Consider the following 25591-nt stretch of genomic DNA (forward strand, 5'->3'; position numbering starts at 1 on the left):
GCCTCAGGAGCCAGACCCATGCGAAACAAACGCGTCATCCCCAACCGCACCTTCCGGGTGTCCGACCAGATCCAGCGCGATGTGGCCGAGCTGATCCGCGATCTGAAGGATCCGCGCATCGGCATGGTCACGATCAACTCGGTCGACATCACGCCCGATTACGCCCACGCCAAGGTCTATTTCTCGGTGCTGATCGGCGATGCGGCCGACAGCGAGCTGGCACTCAACGAGGCCGCCGGCTTCCTGCGCAACGGCCTGTTCAAGCGGCTGCAGATCCACACCGTGCCGACCCTGCATTTCCATTTCGACCGCACCACCGAACGTGCCGCCGAGCTGAGCGCCCTGATCACCCAGGCCAACGCCCGGCGCGCGCTCGATTCGGATCAGTGAACCCCGCCTGATTTCAGCCTGCCCCCCGTGAACGCCGTGCTCGACGCCCAAGCCAACGCCGCCACCGGTGCCCGCCGCACCGATGCGCCGACGCGCGTGCGCCTGCCGCGGCGTCCGGTGCACGGCGTGCTGCTGCTCGACAAGCCGATCGGCTGGACCAGCAACGACGCGCTGCAGAAGGTCAAGAACCTGTTGCGCGCCGAGAAGGCCGGCCACACCGGCACGCTCGACCCGCTGGCCACCGGCCTGCTGCCGCTGTGTTTCGGTGCGGCGACCAAGTTCTCGCAGGTCAGCCTGGAGGCCGACAAGGCCTACCGCGCGACCGTGCGGCTGGGCCAGCGCACCGAAGGCGGCGACCGCGAAGGCGCGGTGATCGAGGAGCGCCCGGTGCAGGTCGACCGCGCCCTGATCGAGGCCGCCTGCGCGCGCCTGACCGGCAAGCTCATGCAGATGCCGCCGATGCATTCGGCGCTCAAGCACCAGGGCAAGGCCCTCTACGAATACGCGCGCGCCGGCATCACCGTCGAGCGCGCACCGCGTGAGGTGACCCTTCACAGCATCGACATCGTCGAATGGCAAGCTGTCACACCCGAACACCTGGTGATCGACGTGAGCTGCAGCAAGGGCACCTACATCCGCACGCTGGCCGAAGACCTCGGCGAGCTGCTTGGCTGTGGGGCGCACCTGGCCGCGCTGCAGCGTACCGGCAGCGGGCCGGCCCAGCTGGCTGATGCGATCAGCCTCGAGGCCTTGCTCGCCTGCACCGAAGCGCAACGCGAGGCGCGGCTGCTGCCGCCCGACGTGTTGTTGCGCCACTGGCCGGCATTGCACTTGCAAGCTGACGATGCGGGCCGCTTTTTGTCCGGCATGCGCCGCCGCGTTGACCACCCCGATGCGAACGACGTGAGGGTCTACGGCCCGCACGGCCAGACGTTCCTCGGTAGCGCCCACATCACCGCCGGCGAGCTGATCGCCGACCGGCTCCTGAGTCCCTTAGAAGTACAGGCGCAACTGCCCGTCGCAGCCACGCCAACCCTCACCCCATGACCAAGCAAATCCGCAACATCGCCATCATCGCCCACGTCGACCATGGCAAGACCACCATGGTGGACCAACTCCTGCGTCAGAGCGGCACCTTCGCCGAGCACGAGAAGGTCGTCGACACCGTGATGGACAGCAACGCCATCGAACGCGAGCGTGGCATCACCATCCTGGCCAAGAACTGCGCCGTGAGCTGGGAAGGCACGCACATCAACATCGTCGACACCCCCGGACACGCCGACTTCGGCGGCGAGGTCGAGCGCGCGCTGTCGATGGTCGACGGCGTGGTGCTGCTGATCGATGCGCAGGAAGGCCCGATGCCCCAGACCCGCTTCGTGACCAAGAAGGCGCTCGCCCTCGGTCTGAAGCCGATCGTGGTGGTCAACAAGGTCGACAAGCCGGGTGCCAAGCCCGACTTCGTCGTCAACGCCGCTTTCGACCTGTTCGACAAGCTCGGCGCCACCGACGAGCAGCTCGACTTCCCCGTCGTCTACGCCTCGGGCATCAACGGCTGGTCGTCGCTCGAAGAAGGTGCGCCCGGCGAGAAGTGGGGCGAGGACATGTCCGCCCTGTTCAACACCGTGCTCAAGCACGTGCAGCCGCACGCCGGTGACGCCGCCGCGCCGCTGCAGCTGCAGATCTCCGCGCTCGACTACTCGACCTTCGTCGGCCGCATCGGCGTGGGCCGCATCAACGCCGGCACCATCAAGCCGGGCATGGACGTGCTGGTCTGCGAAGGCACCGACGGCAAGACCGTCAAGGGCCGCGTCAACCAGGTGCTGACCTTCCAGGGCCTGGACCGCGTGCAGGTGACCGAAGCCGGCCCGGGCGACATCGTGCTGATCAACGGCATCGACGCGCTGGGCATCGGCGTGACCGTGACCGACCCGCAGAACCCGGCACCGCTGCCGATGCTCAAGGTCGACGAGCCGACGCTGACGATGAACTTCTGCGTCAACACCAGCCCGCTGGCCGGCCGCGAAGGCAAGTACGTCACCAGCCGCCAGATCTGGGACCGCCTGCAGAAGGAGCTGCAATCGAACGTGGCGCTGCGCGTCTCGGAAACCAGCGAAGACGGCATCTTCGAGGTGATGGGCCGCGGTGAACTCCACCTGACGATCCTGATCGAGAACATGCGCCGCGAAGGCTACGAGCTGGCCGTGTCCAAGCCGCGCGTGGTGTTCCACGACGTCAACGGCGAGAAGCACGAGCCGATCGAACTGGTCACCGCCGACGTCGAAGAGACCCACCAGGGCGGCGTGATGCAGGCGCTGGGCGAGCGCAAGGGCGAACTGGTCAACATGGAGCCGGACGGCCGTGGCCGCGTGCGCCTCGAGTACCGCATCCCGGCGCGGGGCCTGATCGGTTTTTCCAACGAGTTCATGAACCTGACGCGGGGTTCGGGCCTGATCTCGAACATCTTCGAAGGCTACGAGCCGCACAAGGGCGAGATCGCCGGCCGCAAGAACGGCGTGCTGATCTCGATGGACGCCGGCGAGATCTTCACCTACGCGCTGGGCAAGCTCGACGACCGCGGCCGCATGTTCGTCAAGCCGAACGATCCGGTGTACGAGGGCATGATCGTCGGCATCCACAGCCGCGACAACGACCTGGTCGTCAACGCCACCCGCACCAAGCAGCTGACCAACTTCCGCGTCAGCGGCAAGGAAGACGCGATCAAGATCACGCCGCCGATCGACCTGACGCTCGAATACGGCGTCGAGTTCATCGAGGACGACGAGCTGGTCGAGATCACGCCCAAGTCGGTGCGTCTGCGCAAGCGGTTCCTGACCGAAAACGAACGCAAGCGCGCGGGGCGCTGAAGCACCCCCGGGCCCCCGCCAAGCGGGGGTTCCGGCTTGACGATTGCCCGGGCCGCTTTGCGGCCCTCTTCAATTGCGGAGTTCCGCGCATGAAGTTGAGCCATTCCCGCGCCGTCCTGGTGATGCTGCTGGTCACGCTGCTGTGGAGCATCGCCGGCGTGGTGTCGCGCCACCTCGAGGCGGCCCGTTCGTTCGAGGTCACGTTCTGGCGCAGCGCCGCCTGTGCGCTGGCGCTGCTGGTGATCCTGGCCCGGCAGCGCGGCGGCCTGCGCGCGCTCTGGCGTGGCATCGGCGAGGGCGGCGCGCTGATGTGGTGGTCCGGCCTGTGCTGGAGCGTCATGTTCACCGCCTTCATGATGGCGCTCACGCTCACCACCGTGGCCAACGTGCTGATCACGATGGCGCTGGCACCGCTGTTCACCGCGCTGATCTCGCGGGTCTGGCTCGGCCACCGGCTGGCGCCGCGCACCTGGGTGGCGATCGTGGTGGCCGGTGCGGGCATCGCCTGGATGTTCGGCTCGCAGTTGAGCGGCGAAGGCGCGCCGCTGCTGGGCACGCTGGTGGCGCTGACGGTGCCGATCGGCGGCGCCATCATGTGGACGCTGGCCCAGCACAACGTGCGCCAGCATCCCGACCAGCGCGCCGACATGCTGCTGGCGGTGCTGATCGGTGCCGTCATTTCGTCGCTGCTGACGCTGCCGCCGGCCTGGCCGCTGCAGGGCACGCTGCGCGACATCGGTCTGCTGTCGATGCTGGGCGTGGTTCAGCTGGCGATTCCCTGCCTGCTGGCGGTGGCCGCCGGCAAGGTGCTCAAGGCGCCCGAGGCCTCGCTGCTCGGCCTGCTCGAGATCATCTTCGGCGTCACCTGGACCTGGCTGGGCACCGCCGAGTCGCCCACGCCGGCGGTGCTGGGCGGTGGCGCGCTGGTGATCGGTGCACTGGCCGCCAACGAGGCGCTGGCCTTGTTCGGCAGCCGCCGACTGGCCGCGGCAACCGGTCCGGCCTGAGCCGCAAGGGGCGTCGACGTCCCGGGTGGCGCGCGGCACCCGCGGGCCGGCGTGGCGCGGCTGCCCGCAGCTTCAGCGCGGCGACGCGTCCGGCGTGTCGACACAAGGCGCCGAGCGCGCCACGAAATGCAGATCGGCAAAGCCCGCGCGGGCCGATTCGCCCGTGTTGTCGGTGTCGGCCGTCACGGCCACCTGAACCGGCGTGGCGGACGCGCCGAACTGCGTCTGGGCATCGCGGCCCACGTCGCGCCGCTCCTGCAGCCACTGCCCCGATCCGGCCGCGCCCGAGCGCTGCACGATCATCATCGTGCGATCGGTGTAGGCATTGGGCCGCACGGTGCCGACCGGCTGGCGGTTGTCCCACACGTAGTTGAGCGCCGCATCGGGCACCTCGGGGCCCCAGATCGCGCGCGCCACCCTGAGTTGCGTGCGCAGCGCGAAATCCTGCTGATCGGGCGGGATCGCCAGGCTGACGTAGACCCGCGCGGCGTAGTCGTCGCCCTGCCGGGTCAGCAGATCGGCGCTCGCCAGCGGCGCGTCGATGCGCCAGCGCCAGCACAGCACCGGCGTGGCGGCGAGGTCGATCGTGATCGGGCGGGCGAACAGCGACATGCTGCGTTGCGACGTCACCTCGAGCGCGGCCACGCCGTCCCAGTCGCGCAGGCGAAAGCGGTTGGGCGTGAGCTTGGCGTTGACCGTCACCTCGCGCCAGGGCGCCGGCTCGCTGCCGAACCGGCCGATCCAGACCGGCCCGGTCGGTGCCTGCGCGCACGCGGCCGTGGCCATCCCGGCCGTCGACAACGCCAGCCAGATCCGCGCGAGACAGGTCCGTGCCGTGCGCCGTGACAAGGCCGCTCGGCGATCGGGTCCGGTCCTGGTGTGCGTCGTCATGCTGAAGCGTCCTCTGCGCCGGCTGCGACCCCGAGCCGTGCGCGGTCGACCCGAAAGCGCGCGATGAAGCTGCGATCGATGCGGTCCTTCCAGCGCCACAGCCAGCGCCCCTGCGCCGACAGGGCGCCCCATGAAGCGATCGCCTGGCCGTCGCCGGTGGCCAGCAGCGCCAGGTAGCGCCGTTGCGGCCGATACGGGCGGGCAGCGCCGTCGCCCAGCGCCGCGCGTAGGTTGCGCGTCAACACCGGGCCCATGCGCACCGCGTAGACGCCGGCCTTGGGCAGCGGTTCGGCCCAGGCGGCGCAGTCACCGACCGCCCAGACTTGCGGGTGCGAGACCGAGCGCAGATGCGCGTCCACCCGCACGAAACCCGATCCGTCGACCGCCAGACCGCTCACGCCCGGCCAGGCATGCGCCTGGGCACCGGTGGCCCACAGCAGCAGGTCGCTCGCCTGCCCGAGTGCCTCGCTGTACGGTGTGCCGGCCTGAACCGTCACGCCGGCCGCAGCCAGCACGCCGCCCAGCCGCCGCGCCGCACCTGCGGCCATGCCCGCCAGCAACTGCGGCCCCCGCGTGACGAGCCGGGCCTGCACCCGCAAGCCGGGCCGCTCGCGCAGCAGCCGTGCGCGCACCGCCAGCAGCGACTCAGCACCCGCCGCGCCGCCGCCCACCGCGGTGACGCTCAATGGCCGCTCGATCGGCCAGTCCTGCAGCGCGTTCAGACTGCGCTCCCAGCCCTCGCGCAACGCGCCCAGCGGCCGCAGCGACAGCACCTGCCGCCCGGCCAGCAGCGGCGGCGTCAGCGTCGAGCCGATGTTGAGCGAGAGCAGGTCATAGGCCAGTGAGCGACCGTCGGCGAGCTGCACGCACCGCGCGCCGGCATCGAGCGCCGTCACCTCGGCCTGGATGAAGTGCACACCCGCGGCGCGGCACAGCGCCACCAGGTCGATGCAGATCTCGTCGTAGCGGTAGTCGCCCGCCAGCCAGCCCGGCACCATGCCCGAATACGCCGCCAGTGGCGTGGGCGAGACCAGCGTCAGCGCCACGCCGGGCAGCGGCGCGCGCAGCCAGTCGAGCACCACCTGCGCGTGGGCGTGGCCGCCGCCGATCAGCAGCAGTTGTCGGGTCGGGCTCATCGGCGCGCGTCGTTGAGCGCCCAGTCGTAGTCGAGATACGACACCGGCAGCTTCTGGCTGCGGATGCGTTCCCGATCGGCCGGCGCATCGGCCAGCTGGTCGGCATGGCGGGCATAGAACTCGGCGGCCGAGCCGATGCCCTTGTGGCCGAGCGTGAAGTCGCCGCCGTACCAGTCGAAGATCTTCGAGACCTCCAGCTTGCCGGCCGACACGTTGTAGCGGTTGCGGCTGCGGTCGGCCATGAAACGCCGGGCCTGCTCGTCGAGCTGGGCGTCGAGCCGCTCGGCCACGAAGGCCTCCTCGCGCAGCATCGGGCAGCCGATCGAGGCGCAGTTGACGGCGAAGTGGATGCGCGGGTCGTCGTAGCGGCCGCGCACGCGCAGGGTGTCGTGCTCGATGCCGTCGAGTGTCATCGTGGTGCCGAGCAGCGGCACGAACTTCTGCTTCCAGGGGCTCTGGAACAGGCTGCCGAGGTCCTTGATCGATTCGAGCTTCGGGTAACGGGTGAGGATCAGCTCGGCCGTCCAGGCGTTGTAGGCGTTGATCAGGAAGGCCATCTGCTGCGCCTTGCCGAAGCCCTCGAACACCGCCGGGCTGACCGCCGACAGCGTCGCCAGATAGGCCTTCAGCGCGGCCCGGTCGGCTGCCAGGCCGGCATAGGCCAGCCGCGAGGCCTTGCCGCCGTCGAGCAGCACGACGTGTTTTTTCAGCAGCGCCGTCCAGGCCGCGTGGCTGTGATCGAAGGCGCCGGCCTGCGCCAGCGCGGGCCCGGCGAGCAGGCCGCAGGCCAGTCCGGCACCCAGCGTCAGCAGCTGGCGGCGGCGCGATTCGAAGTGGCGGGTCGGTGTCATGTGCGCTCCCAGGCGTGGAATCGTTCGACCCAGGCCAGCAGCCGCTGGGGCGCATGCGCGCGCTTCCAGTTGCCGGCGGCGTACTTGTTGGCCTCGGCCAGGGTCGGGTAGGTGTGGATGGTGCCGAGGATCTTGTTCAGGCCCAGGCCGTGTTTCATCGCCAGCACAAACTCCGCCAGCAGGTCGGCGGCGTGTTCACCGACGATGGTCGCGCCCAGGATACGGTCCTTGCCCGGCACCGTCAGCACCTTGACGAAACCGTGCGCGCTGCCGTCGGCAATCGCGCGATCGAGGTCGTCGATGCCGTAGCGCGTGACTTCGACCGCGATGCCACGCTCGCGCGCCTCGGCCTCGGACAGCCCGACCCGCGCCACCTCGGGATCGGTGAAGGTCGCCCACGGGATCACCGAGTAGTCGGCCTTGAAACGCTTGAAGCGGCCGAACAGCGCGTTGACCGCCGCGTACCAGGCCTGGTGCGAGGCGGTGTGCGTGAACTGGTAGGGGCCGGCGACGTCGCCCACTGCGTAGATGTTGGGGTAGAGCGTCTGCAGATACGCATCGGTCTCGACGGTCTTGCGTGCGGTCAGCGCGATGCCCAGTTCTTCGAGCCCGAAGCCCTCGACCCGCGGGCTGCGGCCGACCGCGCACAGCAGGGTGTCGAACTCGATCGCGCGTTCGGCATCGCCGTGTCTGACGATCAGCCGCTTGACGCCGCCGTCCTGCTCGCAGCGGATCGCCTGATGGCCGGTCAACAGTTCGACGCCGTCCGCGCGCAAGGCCTGCGCCACCAGCGCCGACACCTCGGCGTCTTCACGGCCCATCACCTGCGGCGCCATCTCGACCTGCGTGACCGCCGAGCCCAGCCGCGCAAAACTCTGCGCCAGCTCGCAGCCGATCGGCCCGCCGCCCAGCACCAGCAGGCGCCGCGGCAGTTCGGTCAGGCCCCACAGCGTGTCCGAGGTCAGAAAACCCACCTCGGCCAGACCGGGGATCGTCGGCACGAACGGCCGCGCGCCGGTGGCGATGACGATGCTGCGCGTGGTCAGCGTCTGCACACCGGTCGGCGTGCTGATCTCGACCGACCACGGCGAGGTGATGCGCGCCTGGCCCTGCACCACGTCGACACCCAGCGCGGTGTAGCGCTCGACCGAATCGTGCGGCTCGATGTCGCGCACCACGCGCCGGATGCGTGCCATCACGGCCGCGAAATCGACTTCGCCGGCCGCGCCGCGCACGCCCAGCGCCTCGGCCCGGCGGATCTGGTGCATCGCCTTGGCCGAGCGGATCAGCGCCTTGCTCGGCACGCAGCCGTAGTTCAGGCAGTCGCCGCCCATCTTGTGGCCTTCGACCAGCGTCACCTTCGCCTTGACCGCCGCGGCGATGTAGGCCGTCACCAGCCCGCCCGCGCCCGCGCCGATCACGACCAGGTTGCGGTCGAACGACCTGGGCCGCGGCCACTTTGCGTAGACCTTGCGGCGCCGCAGCGCGTCGGCGACGAACTTGGCGATCAGCGGAAACACGCCCAGCAGCACGAAGCTGCCGAGCAGCGCGGGCGACAGCACGTCGGCCGGCGTCTGGATGCCCGCGAGCTGGGTGCCGGCGTTCACGTACACGGCGGTGCCGACCAGCATGCCGATCTGGCTGACGACGTAGAAGCGTGCCGCGCTGATCGGCGCCAGGCCGGCCAGCAGGTTGATCACCACGAACGGGAACACCGGCACCAGCCGCAGCGTCAGCAGGTAGAAGGTGCCGTCGCGCCGGATGCCTTCGTTGATCGGCGCCAGCTGCGCGCCGAAGCGCGCCTGCAGCCGGTCGCGCAGCAGGTAGCGCGCGGCCAGGAAGGCCAGCAGCGCGCCCAGGCTCGACGCGAACGACACCACCACCAGCCCGATGCCCAGCCCGAACAGCGCGCCGCCGGCCAGCGTCAGGATCACCGCGCCGGGCAGCGACAGCGCGGTGGCGACGACGTAGATCACGAAGTACGCCGCCAGCGTGGCGATCGGGCGGGCCTCGTATCGGGCGATCAGCGCGTCGCGGCTGGCCTTGAGGGCATCGAGCGTGAGCCACTGGCCGACATCGAACTGCCGGTACAGCACCACGGTGAGCAGCGCGAACGCGGCCAGGCCGATCCAGACGGCGCGTCTGGGCGCGGCGGCCATCAGCGCAGGCCCGCCGGCGTGTCGAGCCTGGCCGGTGTTGCCAGGCACGCGGCAGGGGGGCGGCCGCAGGCGGCGAGGGTCGGACGGAGGGTGTGCATGGTGCGATGCAGGGGGTTTGGAATGGTGTTGAGTCGTTTGCGGGCGGGCAGACCTTACAGCGTCGGCCACAATTATTCGTTGCCGGGCCGGGGTGCCCGCGAAATTCATGGGGCTGCACGAGAGCAATGGGTGTCGACTTGAACGGCCACGAGTGGCGCCAGGACGGCGCCGGCTGGACGCTGATCCTGCGCGGCGACTGGTGCGGTGACGCCGGCACCCGGCTCACGCCGCCCCCCGCGGCGGCGCGGCAGGTCAGCGTCGACGCCCGTGCGCTCGGCGCCTGGGACGGTGGCCTGGCCGCCGCGCTGCACCAGTGCCTGGCACCGCTGCACCAGCGCGCCGTGCCGCTGCAGCTGCAGGACTTGCCGCCGGGCGTTCGCAGCGTGCTGGAGCTGGCGCTGTCGGTGGTGCGGGTGTCGGCGCCCGAGCGTGCGGCCGCGCCGGTCGGGGTGGCCGCGATCGGCCACCGGCTGGCGATTTCGTGGGTCGAATGCATGGCCACGGCGGCGTTTTTCGGCGAGGTGCTGATCGCGCTGGGCCGGCTGCTGCGCGGGCGCAGCGACCTGCAGGGTGTCGACCTGTGGCGCCAGGTCGACCAGGCCGGGCCGCTGAGCGTGCCGATCGTCTCGCTGACCTGTTTCCTGGTCGGCCTGATGCTGGCCTACATGGGCGGCGCCCAGCTGCACCGCATCGGCGCGCCGTCCTTCATCCCCGACGTGGTGACAGTGGGCATGGTGCGCGAGCTCGCCGGGCTGATGACCGGCGTGATCCTGGCCGGCCGGCTGGGCGCGGCGTTTGCGGCCCAGATCGGCAGCATGCAGGCCGGCGAGGAGATCGACGCGCTGCGCGCCCTGGGCGTCGACCCGATCGGCTACCTGGTGCTGCCGCGCCTGCTGGCGCTGCTGCTGGTGGCGCCGATGCTGGTGGCCATCGGCATGCTGGTGGGCGTGCTGGCCGGTCTGCCCGCGGCGGTGGCGGCCTATGGCCTGTCGCCGACCGAGTACCTGCACAAGAGCGCCGCCGCGCTGACCTGGACCCACCTGTGGATCGGCCTCTTCAAGGGCATGATGTACCTCGGCCTGGTGGCGCTGGCGGGCTGCCGCGAGGGCCTGCGTGCCGGCCGCGACGCCCAGGCCGTGGGTGCGGCCACCACCACTGCGGTGGTCAAGGCGCTGGTCTGGATCGTGGCGGCGGCCTGCGGCTCGACCGTCGTGCTGCAGAGCCTGGGCTTCTAGACGATGCGTTCGACCCCGACCCCGCTCGTGCAGGTGCAGGCCCTGGCCCTGCGCCACGGCGAGTTCACGGTCCAGCGCGATCTCGACTTCGACGTGCGCCGCGGCGAGGTCTTCGTCATCGCCGGCGCCAGCGGCTGCGGCAAGAGCACGCTGCTGCGCCACCTGATCGGCCTGCAGCCGCCGGCGGCCGGTCGGGTACTGCTCGACGGCGACGACCTCTACGTCGGCGACGACCACCGCCTGGCCGCGCTGCGCCGGCGCTTCGGCGTGATGTTCCAGGCCGGCGCGCTCTGGAGCTCGATGACGGTGGGCGAGAACCTGATGCTGCCGATGCGCCTGCACACCACGCTGTCGCCGGCGGCGCAGCGCCAGCAGGCGCAGTTCAAGCTCGCGCTGGTCGGGCTCGACGGCTGTTTCGACCTCGAACCGGCGGCGCTGTCGGGCGGCATGCGCAAGCGTGCGGCGATCGCGCGCTCGCTGGCGCTCGACCCGGCGCTGCTGTTTCTCGACGAGCCCAGCGCCGGCCTCGACCCGGTAAACGCCGCCCGCCTCGACGAGCTGGTGCTCAAGTTGCGCGACCATCTGGGCACCACGGTGGTGATGGTCACGCACGAGATCGACAGCGTGTTCGCCGTCGCCGACCGTTTGCTCTACCTCGACGAACAGGAAAAGACCATGACCGCGCTCGACGCCCCGCAGACCCTGCTCGACCACGGCCCGCCGCGGGTGCGCGAGTTCCTGCAGCGAGGCCATCTGCGATGACGCCGCGTCCGCACGCCCTGCGCATCGGCCTGTTCGCGATCGGCGGCCTGGCGCTGCTGGTGATGGCCGTCGCCAGCGTCTTCGGCGGCCGGCTGTTCGCCGACTCGGAACGCGCGGTGCTGCATTTCAACGGCTCGATCTACGGCCTGCAGATCGGCGCGCCGGTGGTGTTCCGCGGCGTGCGCATGGGTGGCGTGGTGTCGATCGGGCTGGTCAACGATGCGCAGGGCGCGGGTTTCCAGATCCCGGTGGTGGTCGAGCTCGACAGCGAGCTGCTGCGCAGCCTGCAAGGCCGGCCGGCCGGCGCGGCATCGGCCGCCGATGCCGATGCCGCCGTGCTGCCTGCGCTGGTGGCGCGTGGCCTGAGCGGCCAGCTCGCCATGCAGAGCCTGCTCACCGGCCTGCTGTACGTCGACCTCGACCTGCGCCCGGACGGCTCGACCGCACGTTACGGCCGGGTGCCCGACGGCATGGTCGAGATCCCGACCACTGCCACCCGCCTGCAGACGCTGCAGGCCCAGCTCGAAGGCCTCGACTTCGGCCAGCTCGCCAAGGACCTCTCTGCCATCGCCGCCACCACGCGCGGTTTCGTCGCCAGCCCCGAGCTGCGCCAGTCGCTCGACGATCTGGCGCAGACCAGCGGCTCGCTGCGACGCCTGAGCGCGACGCTCGAACGCCGCGCCGGCCCGCTGGCCGACGGCGTCGGGCGCGCCCTGGCGCAGACCGGCCAGGCCGCCGATCAGGTCGGTGCTGCCGCCAGCCGGGCCGGCACGGCGGTCGGGCAGATCGGTGCCGCGGCCGAGCAGATCGGCGCCACCACGCGCCGCGCCGACGCCGTGATCGCGCAAGGCCCGCCGCTCATGCGCAGCCTGCAGCAGGCCGCCGACGAGCTGTCGCGCACCGCAGTGGCGCTGCGCCAGGCCACCAGCGCCGACGCCGGCGTGGTGCAGAACGCCGACCGCGCGTTGGCCGACGTGGCGCGTGCCGCCCGCGCCGTGCGTGAACTCGCCGAGCTGCTGGAACAGCAGCCCGAGTCGCTGATCCGCGGCCGGCGCGATCCGCCTTGAGCCGGGCGTCGGCTTCACGTCCTGCGCCGCTCCGATGAATTCAACCTGCTGTCCGCCATGCTCGAACCCGGTTTCATGACCTGCCCGCCCGATCGCCGCAAGGCCGGAACGATCGCGGGTCCGCCGCGCCGGCTGGCCGGGCGGATCGCCCTGCTGGTGTTCGGGCTGGTCGTGGCGGGCTGCGCCGGCACCTCGCCGGTGTTGCAGCAATGGCGCCTGCCGAACGCGGTGCCGGGCGTGGCCGCAAGCCTCGCGACACCTGCCGCTGCCGCCACCGTCAGCGCGCCGACTGCCGTGCCGGCGGTCTGGCAGCTGATGAGCCCGCTGCAACTGCCCGATTACCTCGACCGCGACGCGCTGCTCGTGCCGCGTGGCCAGGCCGGTCTGCAGCCGCTGCCCGGCCACCGCTGGGCCGAGCCGCTGCGCGAGAGCGTGCCGCGCCTGCTGCTGCAGGATCTGGGCGTCCTGCGCGGCGAGGCGGCGGTCTGGCGTGCGCCGCTGCCGGCGGGGGTGCGCATCGCGCGGCAGTTGCGCGTCGAGCTGCGGGTGTTCGAGGCCACGGCCGACCGTTCGGCCGTCACGCTGCAGGCGCGCTGGTCGCTGGCCGACCCGGCGGGTGGCACGGCCCCGCAGGTGCTGAGCACCGGCCTGCGCGTGCCGGTGGCGGCAGGTGATGCCGATGCCCTGGTGGCGGCCCACCGGATCGCCTTGTGGCAGCTGGCCGAACGCATCGCCGCGGGTGCGGGCTCGCGCTGATTCGAGCTGATTCGAGCCGACGGGGGGGCGCCGGCCCGGCCGTCAGGCGCCGTGCAGCGCCCGGATGCGCGCCGCGTCGGCCAGCGTGGCGCGGTAGCCGGCGGCGATCGCGCGTTCGCGGAACTCGCGTGACAGGCTGACCCAGTAGCCGAAGTCGGGGTGCAGCAGCACGTCGGCGGCGCGGGCGTCGGGCGCGGTCAGGGCGCGTTTGTGCAGATCGCCCACGCGGTAGTGTTCGGCGCCGGCGGGCGCCCGGTCCTCGTGCGCCGAGGCGTCCACCGCCAGCACCCGGGTGGCGCCCAGGGCGCGCGCCATTCGCACCGGCAGCGGCAGGGTCTGGTCGGCGTCGAGGTAACGCTGGCCGCGGATGCGCACCGGCGCGAAACGGCCTTCGATCGCGCTGGCCGCCTGCACCGCCAGGCCGATGTCGCCGCGGTTGAAACCGACCGCCACGCCGTCGCTCATGCGCGTGGCCACGCACACCGCCGGGATCGGCAGGCGTTCGAGCAGGTGCTCGCCGGTCTGGCTGCGCACGTAGTCGGCCAGCGGCGCGCCGCTGAGGTGTTCGGGCGTGCCCACCGCCAGGCGCGCCAGCCACCACGGCCGCAGTTCGAGCGCCAGCGCCTCGATCTCGCGCCCGCTGCGGCCGCCCGCACGCAGCACGCCGATGAAGGCGCCGACCGACGCGCCGACGATCAGGTCGGGCCGCAGGCCCAGCTCGTCGAGCGCCTTGAGCACGCCCACGTGCACGAAGCCGCGCGGGCCGCCCGAGCTCAGCACCCAGGCCGTGATCGGCCGCGACGAGGCCGGGCCGGCGAACAGCGGCACCTCGCTGGTGGGCGCGTCGGCGTCGTCGTGGTCTCGATCCGGGTTCAGCGTGCAGCCCGGCAGCAGCAGGCCGGTGGCAGCGCCCAGCAGCAGCTGCCGCCGGCTGGGCGCCGGTTCAGGGCAGCGCAGCCGGTCCCGCAGGATCACGGTCGATGGGCGCGGGCCAGCGCAACCTCCTGCGCCAGGGCCTCGCCGCTCTTGTAGTGCGGCACGCGAAACACCAGCCGCCTGGCGCGCTGCAGGAAGCTGTGGCGGCCCGCCACCTCGTCGTGCCAATACGTGTCGGCCAGGCGGATGTTGCCCGCCACGTCGAGTTCGAAAGCGTCCTTCGACGCCTGGCCGCCGAAGATGTAGAGCTTGCCGTCGACCATGCGCCAGGTGTCGGCATCGCCGCCCCACGGGATGCCGTAGGCGATGCCGTTGGCGCAGTAGCCGCCGTATTGCGGCAGGTATTTCCGCGGCTCGCGGTCGAACAGCGCCTTGTGCTCGGCGCTGGCGAAGCGGAAGGTCACGCCCTCGTGCACGCTCTGGAAGGCCGGCGAGCCCGCCATGTGGCGGCCGGCGGTGAAGTAGGCCACCACGTCGTGGCCCTTGAGCATCAGGCGGGCCGCGCCGGCATCGGCCACGGCGTTGACCGGCTTGAGCGCCGACGACGGGTTCTGCGCGTTCATGGCCGAGCAGCCGCCCAGCAGCAGCGCGGCGGTGAGCAGGCCGGCGCCGATCAGGCGGCGGGGCCGCGGGCGCGCTGCGGCGGACGGGTTCGGGCGGATGGCGTTCATGGGGAGTCTCCGGTGATCGGGGCTTGCAGGATCGGGTGGCCGGCGCGCTGCGGCGGCATCGCGGCAGCGGCCGAAGTCGTGGCGACGACCGGGGCCGGCGCGGTGGACGGCCGATCGGGCGGGTCGGCATAAGGCGCCGGCCAGCCGAGGATCTCGCTGGCGCGCAGGGTGCGACGGCGCAGCTGGGCGGCGTCGCGTGCTTCGAGGTGCACGATGCCGTAGCGGTGGCTGCCCAGCCACTTGAAGTCGCGCGCCAGCGAGTGGCCGCTCTTGGGCATGACGAACAGCAAGGCGTCGGGAAAGGCCGCCAGCAACGCCGCGCGGGCCCGGGCGTCGGGCATGCGCGGCACGCCGTCGGGCGTGAAGGCGCGGTAGACCAGGCTGGCGGCGATGCCGGCGCTGGGCCGGGTGGCCGGCAGCGCGGCCGGATCCTGGCCCAGCGCCAGCGCGATGGCCATCGCATGCGGGTCGATGCCGCGCACGCGCCGGTACAGGTCGGCGAACTGCGACGCCAGGCGCGGGTTGAACTCGATCACCGTCAGCCGGTCGGTGACGGGGTCGAAGAAGAACTCCATGTTGAACAGGCCGTGCGTGAAGCCGATCGCCGCCAGGAACTTCTGCGCCACCTCGAGCGCACGCGCCTGCACCTGCGCGGCCAGCCGGCTCGGGTGTTCCCAGCGCATGAAGGCCTGGGTGTGCGGGTACATGATGGCGTCGACCACCCCCAGCGCGTGCGCCCGGCCCTGGAACACCCAGCCGTCGAGGTTGAACTGCGGCGCCTGCACGGGCGCCTCCAGCATCATGCGGTGTGCCGTGCCGCCCTCGGGCAGGCGCTCGCGGCCGACGCGGTCGAACGGTTCGACCAGGCGGCGGATCACCCACAGCTCGCGCCGGCCGAAGCGGGTGTGGGCCTGCAGTTCGTCGCGGTTGCGCACCTCGCGCGCCAGCACCGAGAACGCCGCCTTCACCGGCTTGACGTACAGCGGGTACGACAGGTCGTGCGGCACGTCGGCGCCGTAGGCGCAATCGAGCGCGGCGAACGGCAGGTTGGCCTCGGGGCAGACCTGATCGAGCACCCGCCGCGCATGCAGCTTGTGCTGCGCAGCCAGCACGGCGGTGGGCGCGGTGCCGGGAAGGCCGAGTTTCTCGGCCACCAGCGCGGCCGCTAGCGCGCCGAACTGCTCGTGCTGCGAGACCACGCCGGCCCAGCCGCGGCGGCGCCCGCGCGCGGCCTGGGCGTCGGCAAAGCGGCGCAGGTCGAAGCCGAGCAGGCGGGCGTTGCTCGGGAACGAGAACAGGTCGAAGCCGGCTTCGTCGAACTCGTGCTGCCCGGTCAGCCGGGCCAGGCCGAGCGCGTCCCAGTCGTAGTTGAACAGCGCCCCGATGCGCGTGCGCCGGCTCACGCTGACTCACCCTGCCGGCCCGGCGCCGCGGCCGATTCCCGCCTGAGCACGCCGCAGGCGATGTAGCCCATGCCCCATTGGGTGGCCTGCAGCTCGAAGCGCTCGCAGTGCCGCGCGACCCGATCCCACGGCTGCCACAGGTCGGCGGGCCGGGCGTTGTAGGGCCGGTTCTTCAGCCAGGCCAGCAGGTTCAGCGGGCCGGTCCACCAGGGGAAGAACTTCATGCCGGCCATCGCGATGCGGGCGCCGGGGCGGGCCTGGCGCAGGATGTTGTCGACCGCGGCCGGCGTGCGGCTGATGTCGTGCACGTAGTTGAACAGCACCGCATCGGCCGGCTCGGGCAGCGTGACGGTCTCGGCCGGCGCGTTGACGTGCCACAGCCGCGCATCGGCCAGTCGCTCGGCGCGTCGGCGGGCGTGGGCGAACATGTCGGGGCTCTGCTCGAAGGCCAGCACCCGGCCGGTGGCGCCCACCTGCGCCAGCAGCGGCTCGTAGCTCAGGCCGGTGCCGGCACCGACGTCGACCACCACGTCGCCGGGCTTGAGCGCCAGCAGCGCGATGGTGCGCAGCCGCAGCGGCATGGTGCGCTCGGCCGAGGCGTCGTAACCGGCGGCGTGGTGGCGGTAGCGTTCGATCGAGCGCTGGTTGTCGGACAGTCGAGTCATGTTGTTGTTTCAGGCGACGCTGCGCGAGGAGGCATGCAGGCCGAACACGCCCATCACGATCAGCCCGGCGCTGACGAGCTTGAGCGCGGTGGCCGGCTCCTTGAACCAGAGGTAGCCGATCAGGGCGGTCAGCACCGTGCCCACGCCCGACCAGACGGCATAGACCACGCCGACGCCGAGCGTGCGCACCACCATCGCGTTGAGCGAAAACGACACGCCGTAGAACGCGAAGATCAGCAGCGACGGCCACAGCCGGCTCAGGCCCTCGCTCAGGCGCAGGCAGGTGGTGCCGGCGACCTCGAAGACGATGGCCACCGCCAGCACCGACCAGGCTTGGGGAACATTGAGGAGCGGCAGCATCGTGAAGGACCAGAAAGACGTTCAGCGGGTCATCAGCCGGCGGCTGGCGTAGCTCAGCACATCGACCAGCGCCACCAGCGCCAGCATCGCGCCCAGGATGGTGGCGGTCTTGCCCATGTGGAACAGCCCCATGTGGAAGGCCAGCAGCTGGCCGAGCCCGCCGGCGCCCACCACGCCCAGCACGGCGGCGGCGCGGATGTTGTTCTCCCAGCGGTACAGCGTGTAGCTCAGCAGCTGCGGCAGCACCTGCGGCAGCGTGGCGTAGAGCAGCACCCGGGCGTCGCCCACGCCTTGCGCGCGCAGCGCTTCGCCGGGGCCGGGCGGGGCGTTTTCGAGCGCCTCGGCAAACAGCCGGCCGAGCACGCCGCTGGTGTGCAGCGCCAGCGCCAGCGTGCCCGCCAGCGGCCCGAGGCCGGCCGAGATCAGCAGCAGCGCGGCCCACACCAGCTCGGGGATCGAACGCAGCGCGTTGAGCAGCAGCCGGGTCGGGGCGCGTGCGTAGGCCGGATCGGCGGCGTGCAGGCGGCTGGCCGGCAGCGCCAGCAGCAGGCCGGCTGCGGCGGCCAGGATCGTGCCCAGCGCCGACATCGCCAGCGTCTCGAGCGTGCCGGTCGCCACCTTGCGCAGGAAGGGCGCGCTCAGGTCGGGCGGGAAGAACTCGCCGACGAAACGGCCCATGCTGCGCGCCGCGTCGAGCGAGAAGAACTGCGCCCACTGCAGGTCGAGCGAGACGAAGCTCGCCAGCACCAGCACGATCAGGCCGAGCGTGAACCAGCAGGCCTTGCAGCGGGCGTCGAACAGCGGCGGCGGCAGCTTGTAGGGCGGGTTGGCGGCCTGGGGTTTCATCGGCAATGGCATCCGGTCAGTCATCCGGTCAGCCCAGCGAGCGGCGCAGCCAGCTGCTGACCCGGTCGGCCAGCGCGACCAGCGCGATGAACACCAGCAGCATGGTCGCGATCTCGCCGCCGGCGAACATCTTCATCGAGCTGTCGAGCTGCTGGCCCAGCCCGCCGGCGCCGACAAAACCCAGCACCACCGACGAGCGGATCGCGCACTCCCAGCGGTAGACGGTGTACGAGGTCAGCTCGGCGGCGTTCTGCGGCAGCAGGCCGTAGAAGAACGCCTGCAGCCGGCCGCTGCCGTTGCGCAGCAGCGCCTCGGTGGGCTGGGCCTCGCCGCTCTCGAGGATCTCGCCGTAGACCTTGCCGAGCATGCCGCCGTAGGTCAGCGCGATCGCCAGCACGCCGGCGGTGGGGCCGAGGCCGACCACCCGCACGAACACCAGCGCCCAGACCAGCTCGGGCACGCTGCGCAGCACGATCATCACGCCACGCAGCGTCTGGCGGATCCAGAACGGCAGCCGCGCCATGCGCCCCGACAGCGCCGAGATCGACAGCGCACGCGTCGACAGCAGCGTCAGCGGCAGTGCCAGCAGCAGCGCCAGCGAGATGCCGGCGGTGGCGATGGCGACCGTGCGCCAGGTCTCGCGCGCCACCATCAGCAGGAAATCGGGCTCGACCGCCGGCGGGAAGAAGCTGCCGATGAAACCGGCGCTGAGCTTGAGGTTGTCGGGTTCCAGCAGCACCCAGGGCCGGAACTCGGTGGCCACGCCCAGCGGCCACAGCAGCACCAGCGCCGCGCCGATCCAGAACAGTCGCGCCAGCCAGGCCGGATCGCGCGATGGCACGCCGGGCGCGGCGCGACGGGGCACGACGGCGTTCATCGGCAGTGCATCACGGCAGGCGCGGTGCGCGGCGGCGCGGCCGGCACCGGCTCGGGCGCAGGCGCCGCACCGGTCAGCTCGTCCTCGTGCTGCGCGTACAGCCGCGCCAGGTGCTCGGGCGTGACCTCGGCCGTCGGCAGGTCGAAGGCGACGGCGCCGTCACGCAGGCCGACGATGCGCGGAAAGTGCGCCAGCGCCGCATCGACCTGGTGCAGCGTCGCCACCAGCGTGACGCCGCGCGTGCGCGCTTCGTCGATCAGCGCGTCGAGCGCCTGCTGCGCGCGCAGCGGGTCGAGCGCCGACAGCGGCTCGTCGATCAGCCACAACGAGGCCGGCGCCAGCAGCGAACGCGCCAGGCCGACCCGCTGGCGCTCGCCGCCGGACAGCCGGTCGACGCGCTCGAACAGCTTGTCGGCCAGGTCGAAACGGTCGAGCGCGGCGTGGGCGGCCGGGATGTCGCTCGGGTAGAACAGCGAACGCAGGCTGGCCCACAGGCTCATCGCCGGCAGGCGCCCGGCCAGCACGGCGGTGACGACGCGCTGGCGCGGCGGCAGCGGCGGCACCTGCGGCGCCAGGAACAGCCGCCCGCGCAGCCGCTGCAGCGCACGCCGCGGCAGCTGCCAGGGCGCGACGCCGTCGAGCGTCAAGGCGCCCGCGGCCGGCGGCATCGCGCAGGCCAGCACCTGCAGCAGCGTGGTCTTGCCGGCGCCCGACGGGCCGATCACGGCCACCGCCGTGCCGGCCGGCACCTGCAGCGACAGCGCGTTCAGCGCCCGCGCCGCGCCCGGCCGGGCGGCCGGGTGGCGCGCCGAGACGGCGTCGAGTTCGACTTTCAACGCGAGGTCCGTTCAGCTCAGAGCAGGCCGGCGCTGCGTGCGGCGGCCTCGATGCCCTTGTAGTTGTCGGCCTTGCTCGGCACGAAGCGGGTGGCGCGTTGCAGGTCGAGCACTTCCTTGCCCTCGGCGGTGTCGCGGCTGAGCGCGAGCAGCGCGGCGCTGAGCTTCTCGCGCAGGGCGACGGGCATGTCGGCGTGCACCGACCAGTTGTAGTCGTAGTACGGCGGCGTGGTGTAGAAGACCCGCACCTTGGCGGTGTCGACCTTCTTGTCGGCCACGAACTTGTCCCACACCGAGATGTTCAGCGCACCCGCCTGCACCTTGCCCGAGGCCACGGCGGCGATCGTCGCGTCGTGCGCGCCGCTGTAGGCCACGCGCTTGAAATCCTTGTCCGGATCGACCTTGGCCTGCAGCAGGAAGCTGCGCGGCATCAGGTGGCCGGAGGTCGAGCTCTGGGATCCGAAGCTGACGTCCTTGCCCTTCAGGTCGGCCAGGCCCTGGATGGTCGGATCGCTGGTGATGAAGACCGAACGGAACTTCTCGTCTTCCTCGCGCTGCACCAGCGGGATCACCTTGCCGCCCGAACGCACGTTGGCCTGCACGAAGGTGAAGCCGCCGAACCAGGCCATGTCGACCTTCTTGTTGATCAGCACCTCGACCGCCGCGGCGTAGTCGGTCACCGGCGTGAACTCGACCTTCATCGCCAGCTTGCCTTCGAGGTACTTGACCAGCGGCGCAGCCTTGCGTGCCAGCTCGGTGGGCGACTCGTCGGGGATGGCGGTGACGCGAAACACCTGCTGCGCATGCGACAAGGCTCCGAAGGTGAGCAGCGCGCAGGTCAGCAGGGATTTCAGGGTGCGGGAAGGGGACAGGCTCAGCATGGCAGGACCTCGTGGCGATGAAGGTGGATCGGACTCGGGCAGGCGAGGGTGCCGAGTGTAGAAGCGGCTGCCTGACCGTGATGCAGGTCACGTGTCGGCATTTGAACCGAAGCCCTGCCGTGTTGCAGGCGCGCTGCTACATTGCCCCGCGATGCCCTGAGGCGGAGGATCCTGAGATGCGCGAACCCCGATTTCTGCAGTACCACCAGGTCGATTCGGCCGCGCTGGTGGCCGAGGCGGTGGCCGGCCTGCGGGCCGTGTCGGCGCAGCTGTCGCCGAAGTTCTTCTACGACGCGCTGGGCTCGCGCCTGTTCGACGCCATCACCGCGCTCGACGAGTACTACCCCACGCGCACCGAGGCGTCGATCTTTGCCGCCCATGCCGACGAGATCGCCGCCGCCGTGCACGCATCCATCGGCCGCGACGGGCAACTGGCCGCGATGGTCGACCTGGGTGCCGGCAACTGCGCCAAGGCAGCCCGCCTGTTCGAGAGCCTGCGGCCGCGGCGCTATGTGGCGGTCGACGTGTCGGTGGACTTCCTGCGTGATGCGCTCGACGCGCTGCAGCGGCAGTTTCCGGCGCTGGACCTGGTCGGTGTCGGCCTGGACTTTTCGTCGCGGCTGGCGCTGCCCGACGCCGCTGCGGCCGAGCTGATCGACGGCCCGGCGCTGGTGTTCTACCCCGGCTCCAGCATCGGCAACTTCAGCCCCGACGAGGCGCTGCGGCTGCTGCGCGAGGCGCGTGAGCTGTCGGCCGGCGGCGCGCTGCTGATCGGCGTCGATCGGGTCAAGCCGGTCGACGTGCTGGAGGCGGCCTACGACGACGAGCTCGGCGTCACGGCGGCCTTCAACCTGAACCTGCTCAAGCACATCAACCGGCTGATCGGCAGCGACTTCAAGCTGCGCGAGTGGCGCCACGTGGCGCGGTTCGACGCAGCGCAGTCGCGCATCGAGATGCACCTCGAGGCGCGCCGTGCGCTGACGGTCTGCTGGCCCGGCGGCGAGCGCCGATTCGAGGCCGGCGAGCGCATCCACACCGAAAACTCCTACAAGTGGCGGCCGGCGGATTTCGAGGCGCTGCTGCATGACGCCGGCTTCGGCCGGGTGCGCCGCTGGAGCGACGAACGCGGCTGGTTCGCGGTGATGCTGGCCGACACGCCCTGACGCGCAGGCTCAGGCCGCGCACGTCCTGAAGCCTGCGAAGACATCGCTGCGCTCGGGCGGAAAGAAGTTGCGGTAGCGCGGGTGGTGCATGCGTGCCTGGGTGCCGAACGAGCCGCCGCGCAGCACCCGCCGGCTGCCGAACCAGGGCGCCGAATAGTCGACGTAGGGGTGCGGCGTGAAGCCGGGGTAGGGCGCGAAATCGCTGGCCGTCCACTCCCAGACTGCGCCCCAGTGAAAGGCCTCGGGTTGGCTGATGGCGGCGCGCTCCCACTCGGCCTCGGTCGGCAGGCGCCGGCCGGCCCAGCGGCACCAGGCCTCGGCCTCGAAGGCGCTCAGGTGGCAGGCCGGCTGCGCGAGATCGAGCGCCAGCCAGTGGCCGTCGCGCCATTTTTGCCAGGTGCCCGAGGCCTTGCCCTGGCGGCGCAGATAACGCGGCGCCGAGGCGTCCTGCTGCGCCAGCCAGGCGCGGCCGGCGTCGCTCCACCAGTGCGCGCTGGCATAACCGCCGGCTTCGACGAACGGCAGGTACTCGGCCCAGCGCAGCACGCGGGCGTCGATCCGGCCGGCGGGTACGGCGACCTCGTGGGCGCCGAGCTCGTTGTCGAACGCAAAACCGGGCCCGGCATGGCCGAGCCGCCAGGCGCCGGCGTCGAAATCGAGCGGCGGGTTGGCCTCGCCCAGCCGCGGCGGCTGCGGCGTGCCGTCTCCCAGCGGCAGGCCCAGCGACTGCGCCATGTAGAGCGCGGCCTCGTGGTGCATGTCCTCGTGCAGCAGGGCGAGCCGGAAGAAATACAGGCCGGCGTCGCTGTCGTCGGTGGCGCGCGGATCGGCCAGCAGGGCGAGCGTGCGATCGAGTTGCCGCGCCAGATCGGCGCGGGTGGCCGCCGCGTCGGGCAGCGGCAGCTGCCAGCGGCTGTCGTGCGGCACGCGGCTGGAGTTGTAGAGCGCGTCGCCATTGGCGGGCAGGCACGGCCCGCGCGGAGCGTCGGGATCGGCGGCGGCGCCGTGCGCGCGCTCGGGGTTGCGCGCGATCCAGTGGTCCTGGAACCAGCCGATGTGGCCCAGCTCCCACAGCGGCGGGTTCAGCGTGGCCTGCATCGGCACGCTCAAGGTGGCCAGCCCGGCGGCGTAACGCTCGAAGGTGCGCAGCGTGTCGCGCCGGCTGGCCTGCAGGGCTTCGGCCAGGGCGTCGCGGCCTGATTGGCGGATGTCGATGCCGATGTCTGAGGCTGAATTCATGCGCTATAACCCCGGCCGATGAAGGCTCCTACCGTCGTGATCGTGACCCCCGCGCTGGCCGCTGCCAACAACGGCAACTGGCAGACCGCGCGCCGCTGGGCCGGCTTTCTGGCCGGTCATTATCGAGTCCGGCTGACCGATGCCTGGGACGGCGGCGACGAGGATCTGATGATCGCGCTGCACGCGCGCCGCTCGGCTGCGTCGGTCGCTGCCTGGCGTGCCGCCGCGCCGTGCCGCCCGCTGGTGCTGGTGCTGACCGGCACCGATCTCTATCGCGATCTGCAGCATGACGCCAGCGCGCAACGTTCGGTGGAACGGGCCGACCGCCTGGTGGTGCTCAACGAGATGGGTCTGGCCGAGCTGCCGCCCGGCGCGCGGGCCAAGGGCGTGATCTGCCTGCAATCCAGCCCGGCGCGCAAACCGCGCGCCAAGACCGTCCGCCACCTGCGTGCGCTGATGGTGGGCCACCTGCGCGAGGAAAAGTCGCCGCGCACCTATTTCGACGCCGCCCGGCAGCTGGCCGGCCGCAGCGACATCCTGCTCGACCACATCGGCGGCGCGCTCGACGCCGCGCTGGCCGACCAGGCCCGCCAGCTGGCGGCCGACTGCCCGCACTACCGCTGGCTCGGCGCGCTGGCGCACGAACGCACCCGCGCGCGCATCCAGGCCGCCCACGTGCTGGTACACGCCAGCCGCATGGAGGGCGGCGCGCACGTGGTGATCGAGGCCGTGACCAGCGGCACGCCGGTGATCGCCTCGCGCATCAGCGGCAACGTCGGCCTGCTCGGCGCCGACTACGGCGGCTACTTCGACTGGGGCGACGCAGCCGGCCTGGCAACCCTGCTGGCGCAACTGCGCGACGATGCCGCTAAGCTCGCGGCCCTGCAGGCGCAATGCGCCGCTCGCGCGCCGCTTTTTGCCCCCGACCACGAGCGGCGCACGCTGCTCGACCTGCTGGCGTCGACCCTCGCCTCGACGCCCGCGCTGACCGATCACACACCCGATTCAACCCCCGCATGACTTCCGGAGCCCCCATGAACGCACCCGACCAGCCCGTCGAACCCCGCCTGACCTCGCTCTCGCACGGTGGCGGCTGCGGCTGCAAGATCGCGCCCGGCGTGCTGAGCGAGATCCTCAAGGGCACTGCCGCGATGCCGATCCCGCCGCAGCTGCTGGTGGGCATCGAGACCGCCGACGACGCCGCGGTCTACCAGCTCAACGACGAGCAGGCGATCATCGCCACCACCGATTTCTTCATGCCGATCGTCGACGATCCGTTCGACTTCGGCCGCATCGCCGCCACCAACGCGATCAGCGACGTCTACGCGATGGGCGGCAAGCCGATCCTGGCGCTGGCGCTGGTGGGCATGCCGATCAACGTGCTGTCGACGCAGACCATCGGCCGCGTGCTCGAAGGCGGCGCGTCGGTCTGCCGGGCCGCCGGCATCCCGATCGCGGGTGGCCACACGATCGACTCGGTCGAGGCGATCTACGGCCTGGTCGCGCTCGGCCTGGTGCACCCGAAACACGTCAAGCGCAATGCCGATGCCCGCCCGGGCGACGTGCTGGTGCTCGGCAAGCCGATCGGCGTGGGCGTGATGTCGGCCGCGCTCAAGAAGGAGCAGCTCGGCGCCGAGGGCTACGCGCAGATGATCGCCGTCACCACGAAGCTCAACACCCCGGGCCCCGACCTCGCGGCGCTGCCGGGCGTGCACGCGCTGACCGACGTCACCGGCTTCGGCCTGGCCGGCCATGCGCTCGAACTGGCGCGCGGCGCCGGCTGCCAGGTGCAGATCGACTGGTCGGCGGTGCCGCTGCTCGACGGCGTGCGCGCGCTCGCCGAACAGGGTTTCATCACCGGCGCGTCCGGCCGCAACTGGGCCGGCTACGGCGCCGACATCGCGCTGCCGGCCGACTTTGCCGACGTCGACCGCGCGCTGTTCACCGATCCGCAGACCAGCGGCGGCCTGCTGGTGTCGTGCGATCCGGCGTCGCTGGACGAGGTGCTGGCGGTGTTCCGCGCGCATGGCTTCGAGGCGGCGGCCTGCATCGGCCGGATCGTCGACAGCGCGGCCGGCGAGGCCCGGCTGGTGGTGCGCTGATCCTGCGCACGACACGACGGGCGGTCAGGGCGGGTCGCGTTGCAAGGCGGCCCGTATGCGCACGATCGTGTCGTCGATCCGGGCCTTGGTGGAGACTTCCAGCCCCAGCTTGCGAGCGATGTCGTTGACGCGGGCCGGGTTGAGCGGCAACCCGCCGGCGTCGATGGCGGCGATGAGATCGAGGGCCCGTTGGCGCTCGGGGGATGCCGCCGGGCGTCGGGTCAGCCAAGCCTTGAACCATTGCATGGGCCGAGTTTAGGGCGCGCACCGCCGTTTCTGCCGCATGCATCGGCCTCTGTCGCCAGCTGACCCAGGGGCCTTCCCGCGGGCGCTTCGGCTTCGCAAGGCGTCGGACACGATCCCTACAATCGCGCAGCCGCCGCTCATGCGAACCG

At 71.6% G+C, this 25591-nt stretch carries 26 protein-coding genes; 11 read left to right on the forward strand and 15 right to left on the reverse strand.

Translation table 11 applies throughout. The features are described from left to right. Positions 1-18: 18 nt before the first annotated feature. The 4 genes from rbfA to LCHO_RS08530 all read left to right on the forward strand — a co-directional run bounded on the left by rbfA (position 19) and on the right by LCHO_RS08530 (position 4261). Entirely contained in the window at positions 19-390 is a 372-nt protein-coding gene (gene rbfA, locus LCHO_RS08515) for a 30S ribosome-binding factor RbfA (protein WP_012346730.1), read from the forward strand. A gap of 36 nt (positions 391-426) precedes the next feature. Then, positions 427-1437: a tRNA pseudouridine(55) synthase TruB gene (gene truB / locus LCHO_RS08520; protein WP_050757474.1), complete on the forward strand. Its 1011-nt coding sequence runs from the start codon at positions 427-429 to the stop codon at positions 1435-1437. Further along, positions 1434-3254, forward strand: coding sequence for a translational GTPase TypA (typA, locus tag LCHO_RS08525; protein ID WP_012346732.1), 1821 nt, complete (start codon positions 1434-1436; stop codon positions 3252-3254). The genes truB and typA overlap by 4 nt, the downstream gene beginning before the upstream one ends. Positions 3255-3343: 89 nt before the next feature. Next, positions 3344-4261 (forward strand): DMT family transporter, encoded by a 918-nt coding sequence (locus LCHO_RS08530; protein ID WP_012346733.1) that lies wholly within the window; start codon positions 3344-3346, stop codon positions 4259-4261. A gap of 72 nt (positions 4262-4333) precedes the next feature. Here the strand turns inward: LCHO_RS08530 and LCHO_RS08535 are convergent, their stop codons facing one another. The 4 genes from LCHO_RS08535 to LCHO_RS08550 form a co-directional block, all read right to left on the reverse strand. Then, complete coding sequence (locus tag LCHO_RS08535) at positions 4334-5047, reverse strand: DUF3047 domain-containing protein (RefSeq protein ID WP_012346734.1); 714 nt, start codon at positions 5045-5047, stop codon at positions 4334-4336. Positions 5048-5148: 101 nt separating this feature from the next. Next, positions 5149-6288, reverse strand: coding sequence for an FAD-dependent oxidoreductase (locus tag LCHO_RS08540; protein ID WP_012346735.1), 1140 nt, complete (start codon positions 6286-6288; stop codon positions 5149-5151). Beyond that, a complete protein-coding gene (locus LCHO_RS08545; protein WP_012346736.1) occupies positions 6285-7139 on the reverse strand; it encodes a DUF547 domain-containing protein in 855 nt (284 codons plus the stop codon). Before LCHO_RS08545 ends, LCHO_RS08540 begins: the two co-directional genes overlap by 4 nt. Continuing rightward, on the reverse strand, positions 7136-9298 hold the full coding sequence (locus LCHO_RS08550) for an FAD-dependent oxidoreductase (RefSeq protein WP_012346737.1): 2163 nt from the start codon (positions 9296-9298) through the stop codon (positions 7136-7138). The genes LCHO_RS08545 and LCHO_RS08550 overlap by 4 nt, the downstream gene beginning before the upstream one ends. Positions 9299-9522: 224 nt before the next feature. Here LCHO_RS08550 and LCHO_RS08555 point away from each other — a divergent pair, with 224 nt between their 5' ends. From LCHO_RS08555 to LCHO_RS08570, 4 genes are read left to right on the forward strand one after another with little or no spacing between them, the layout of a single operon-like run. Next, positions 9523-10632 (forward strand): MlaE family ABC transporter permease, encoded by a 1110-nt coding sequence (locus LCHO_RS08555; protein WP_012346739.1) that lies wholly within the window; start codon positions 9523-9525, stop codon positions 10630-10632. Between the two features lie 3 nt (positions 10633-10635). Continuing rightward, complete coding sequence (locus LCHO_RS08560) at positions 10636-11394, forward strand: ABC transporter ATP-binding protein (RefSeq protein WP_012346740.1); 759 nt, start codon at positions 10636-10638, stop codon at positions 11392-11394. Beyond that, positions 11391-12461: an MlaD family protein gene (locus LCHO_RS08565; RefSeq protein ID WP_012346741.1), complete on the forward strand. Its 1071-nt coding sequence runs from the start codon at positions 11391-11393 to the stop codon at positions 12459-12461. Before LCHO_RS08560 ends, LCHO_RS08565 begins: the two co-directional genes overlap by 4 nt. A 57-nt stretch (positions 12462-12518) precedes the next feature. Continuing rightward, complete coding sequence (locus tag LCHO_RS08570; RefSeq protein ID WP_012346742.1) at positions 12519-13217, forward strand: PqiC family protein; 699 nt, start codon at positions 12519-12521, stop codon at positions 13215-13217. 42 nt (positions 13218-13259) lie between these two features. Here LCHO_RS08570 and LCHO_RS08575 read toward each other — a convergent pair whose 3' ends face one another. The 9 genes from LCHO_RS08575 to LCHO_RS08615 are packed head-to-tail and all read right to left on the reverse strand — an operon-like array spanning position 13260 to position 20692. Then, the gene (locus LCHO_RS08575; RefSeq protein ID WP_012346743.1) at positions 13260-14192 is read right to left on the reverse strand and encodes a patatin-like phospholipase family protein; all 933 of its coding nucleotides are present in this window, start codon (positions 14190-14192) and stop codon (positions 13260-13262) included. Beyond that, a complete protein-coding gene (locus tag LCHO_RS08580) occupies positions 14189-14824 on the reverse strand; it encodes a YHS domain-containing (seleno)protein (protein WP_012346744.1) in 636 nt (211 codons plus the stop codon). Before LCHO_RS08580 ends, LCHO_RS08575 begins: the two co-directional genes overlap by 4 nt. After that, on the reverse strand, positions 14821-16227 hold the full coding sequence (locus tag LCHO_RS08585; protein WP_012346745.1) for an ATP-grasp domain-containing protein: 1407 nt from the start codon (positions 16225-16227) through the stop codon (positions 14821-14823). Before LCHO_RS08585 ends, LCHO_RS08580 begins: the two co-directional genes overlap by 4 nt. After that, entirely contained in the window at positions 16224-16892 is a 669-nt protein-coding gene (locus tag LCHO_RS22070) for a class I SAM-dependent methyltransferase (protein WP_012346746.1), read from the reverse strand. The genes LCHO_RS08585 and LCHO_RS22070 overlap by 4 nt, the downstream gene beginning before the upstream one ends. A 9-nt stretch (positions 16893-16901) precedes the next feature. Then, on the reverse strand, positions 16902-17252 hold the full coding sequence (locus LCHO_RS08595) for a DMT family transporter (protein WP_012346747.1): 351 nt from the start codon (positions 17250-17252) through the stop codon (positions 16902-16904). A 21-nt stretch (positions 17253-17273) separates the two neighbouring features. After that, positions 17274-18098: a phosphonate ABC transporter, permease protein PhnE gene (gene phnE, locus LCHO_RS08600; RefSeq protein ID WP_150105438.1), complete on the reverse strand. Its 825-nt coding sequence runs from the start codon at positions 18096-18098 to the stop codon at positions 17274-17276. Between the two features lie 28 nt (positions 18099-18126). Further along, a complete protein-coding gene (locus LCHO_RS08605) occupies positions 18127-18975 on the reverse strand; it encodes a PhnE/PtxC family ABC transporter permease (protein ID WP_012346749.1) in 849 nt (282 codons plus the stop codon). Continuing rightward, a complete protein-coding gene (locus LCHO_RS08610; RefSeq protein WP_012346750.1) occupies positions 18972-19811 on the reverse strand; it encodes a phosphonate ABC transporter ATP-binding protein in 840 nt (279 codons plus the stop codon). The genes LCHO_RS08605 and LCHO_RS08610 overlap by 4 nt, the downstream gene beginning before the upstream one ends. A gap of 17 nt (positions 19812-19828) precedes the next feature. Next, positions 19829-20692 carry a putative selenate ABC transporter substrate-binding protein gene (locus LCHO_RS08615; protein WP_012346751.1) on the reverse strand — a complete coding sequence of 288 codons (864 nt, stop codon included), beginning with the start codon at positions 20690-20692 and terminating at the stop codon, positions 19829-19831. A gap of 176 nt (positions 20693-20868) precedes the next feature. Between LCHO_RS08615 and egtD the strand changes: the two genes are divergently transcribed. Continuing rightward, entirely contained in the window at positions 20869-21855 is a 987-nt protein-coding gene (gene egtD / locus LCHO_RS08620; protein ID WP_012346752.1) for an L-histidine N(alpha)-methyltransferase, read from the forward strand. Positions 21856-21864: 9 nt separating this feature from the next. Here the strand turns inward: egtD and senA are convergent, their stop codons facing one another. Next, positions 21865-23094 (reverse strand): selenoneine synthase SenA, encoded by a 1230-nt coding sequence (gene senA, locus LCHO_RS08625; RefSeq protein ID WP_012346753.1) that lies wholly within the window; start codon positions 23092-23094, stop codon positions 21865-21867. Positions 23095-23112: 18 nt separating this feature from the next. On the opposite strand from senA, the gene senB reads away from it, so the two are divergent. Continuing rightward, on the forward strand, positions 23113-24114 hold the full coding sequence (gene senB / locus LCHO_RS08630; RefSeq protein WP_012346754.1) for a selenoneine biosynthesis selenosugar synthase SenB: 1002 nt from the start codon (positions 23113-23115) through the stop codon (positions 24112-24114). Between the two features lie 14 nt (positions 24115-24128). Then, positions 24129-25196, forward strand: coding sequence for a selenide, water dikinase SelD (selD, locus tag LCHO_RS08635; RefSeq protein WP_012346755.1), 1068 nt, complete (start codon positions 24129-24131; stop codon positions 25194-25196). Between the two features lie 24 nt (positions 25197-25220). Here selD and LCHO_RS08640 read toward each other — a convergent pair whose 3' ends face one another. Then, a complete protein-coding gene (locus tag LCHO_RS08640) occupies positions 25221-25442 on the reverse strand; it encodes a hypothetical protein (protein WP_012346756.1) in 222 nt (73 codons plus the stop codon). Between the last annotated feature and the right edge of the window lie 149 nt (positions 25443-25591).

Origin of the sequence: Leptothrix cholodnii SP-6 (genome assembly GCF_000019785.1) — a bacterium.
GTDB classification, from domain to species: Bacteria; Pseudomonadota; Gammaproteobacteria; order Burkholderiales; family Burkholderiaceae_C; genus Sphaerotilus; species Sphaerotilus cholodnii.

Excerpts from the sequence above, each read along its gene's own strand:
- rbfA (WP_012346730.1), top strand. The coding sequence starts at position 19 with ATGCGAAACAAACGCGTCATCCCCAACCGCACCTTCCGGGTGTCCGAC.
- typA (WP_012346732.1), top strand. The coding sequence starts at position 1,434 with ATGACCAAGCAAATCCGCAACATCGCCATCATCGCCCACGTCGACCAT.
- LCHO_RS08530 (WP_012346733.1), top strand. The coding sequence starts at position 3,344 with ATGAAGTTGAGCCATTCCCGCGCCGTCCTGGTGATGCTGCTGGTCACG.
- LCHO_RS08535 (WP_012346734.1), bottom strand. The coding sequence starts at position 5,047 with ATGGCCACGGCCGCGTGCGCGCAGGCACCGACCGGGCCGGTCTGGATC.
- LCHO_RS08540 (WP_012346735.1), bottom strand. The coding sequence starts at position 6,288 with ATGAGCCCGACCCGACAACTGCTGCTGATCGGCGGCGGCCACGCCCAC.
- LCHO_RS08545 (WP_012346736.1), bottom strand. The coding sequence starts at position 7,139 with ATGACACCGACCCGCCACTTCGAATCGCGCCGCCGCCAGCTGCTGACG.
- LCHO_RS08550 (WP_012346737.1), bottom strand. The coding sequence starts at position 9,298 with ATGGCCGCCGCGCCCAGACGCGCCGTCTGGATCGGCCTGGCCGCGTTC.
- LCHO_RS08555 (WP_012346739.1), top strand. The coding sequence starts at position 9,523 with ATGGGTGTCGACTTGAACGGCCACGAGTGGCGCCAGGACGGCGCCGGC.
- LCHO_RS08560 (WP_012346740.1), top strand. The coding sequence starts at position 10,636 with ATGCGTTCGACCCCGACCCCGCTCGTGCAGGTGCAGGCCCTGGCCCTG.
- LCHO_RS08565 (WP_012346741.1), top strand. The coding sequence starts at position 11,391 with ATGACGCCGCGTCCGCACGCCCTGCGCATCGGCCTGTTCGCGATCGGC.
- LCHO_RS08570 (WP_012346742.1), top strand. The coding sequence starts at position 12,519 with ATGCTCGAACCCGGTTTCATGACCTGCCCGCCCGATCGCCGCAAGGCC.
- LCHO_RS08580 (WP_012346744.1), bottom strand. The coding sequence starts at position 14,824 with ATGAACGCCATCCGCCCGAACCCGTCCGCCGCAGCGCGCCCGCGGCCC.
- LCHO_RS22070 (WP_012346746.1), bottom strand. The coding sequence starts at position 16,892 with ATGACTCGACTGTCCGACAACCAGCGCTCGATCGAACGCTACCGCCAC.
- LCHO_RS08595 (WP_012346747.1), bottom strand. The coding sequence starts at position 17,252 with ATGCTGCCGCTCCTCAATGTTCCCCAAGCCTGGTCGGTGCTGGCGGTG.
- phnE (WP_150105438.1), bottom strand. The coding sequence starts at position 18,098 with ATGAAACCCCAGGCCGCCAACCCGCCCTACAAGCTGCCGCCGCCGCTG.
- LCHO_RS08605 (WP_012346749.1), bottom strand. The coding sequence starts at position 18,975 with ATGAACGCCGTCGTGCCCCGTCGCGCCGCGCCCGGCGTGCCATCGCGC.
- LCHO_RS08615 (WP_012346751.1), bottom strand. The coding sequence starts at position 20,692 with ATGCTGAGCCTGTCCCCTTCCCGCACCCTGAAATCCCTGCTGACCTGC.
- egtD (WP_012346752.1), top strand. The coding sequence starts at position 20,869 with ATGCGCGAACCCCGATTTCTGCAGTACCACCAGGTCGATTCGGCCGCG.
- senA (WP_012346753.1), bottom strand. The coding sequence starts at position 23,094 with ATGAATTCAGCCTCAGACATCGGCATCGACATCCGCCAATCAGGCCGC.
- senB (WP_012346754.1), top strand. The coding sequence starts at position 23,113 with ATGAAGGCTCCTACCGTCGTGATCGTGACCCCCGCGCTGGCCGCTGCC.
- selD (WP_012346755.1), top strand. The coding sequence starts at position 24,129 with ATGAACGCACCCGACCAGCCCGTCGAACCCCGCCTGACCTCGCTCTCG.
- LCHO_RS08640 (WP_012346756.1), bottom strand. The coding sequence starts at position 25,442 with ATGCAATGGTTCAAGGCTTGGCTGACCCGACGCCCGGCGGCATCCCCC.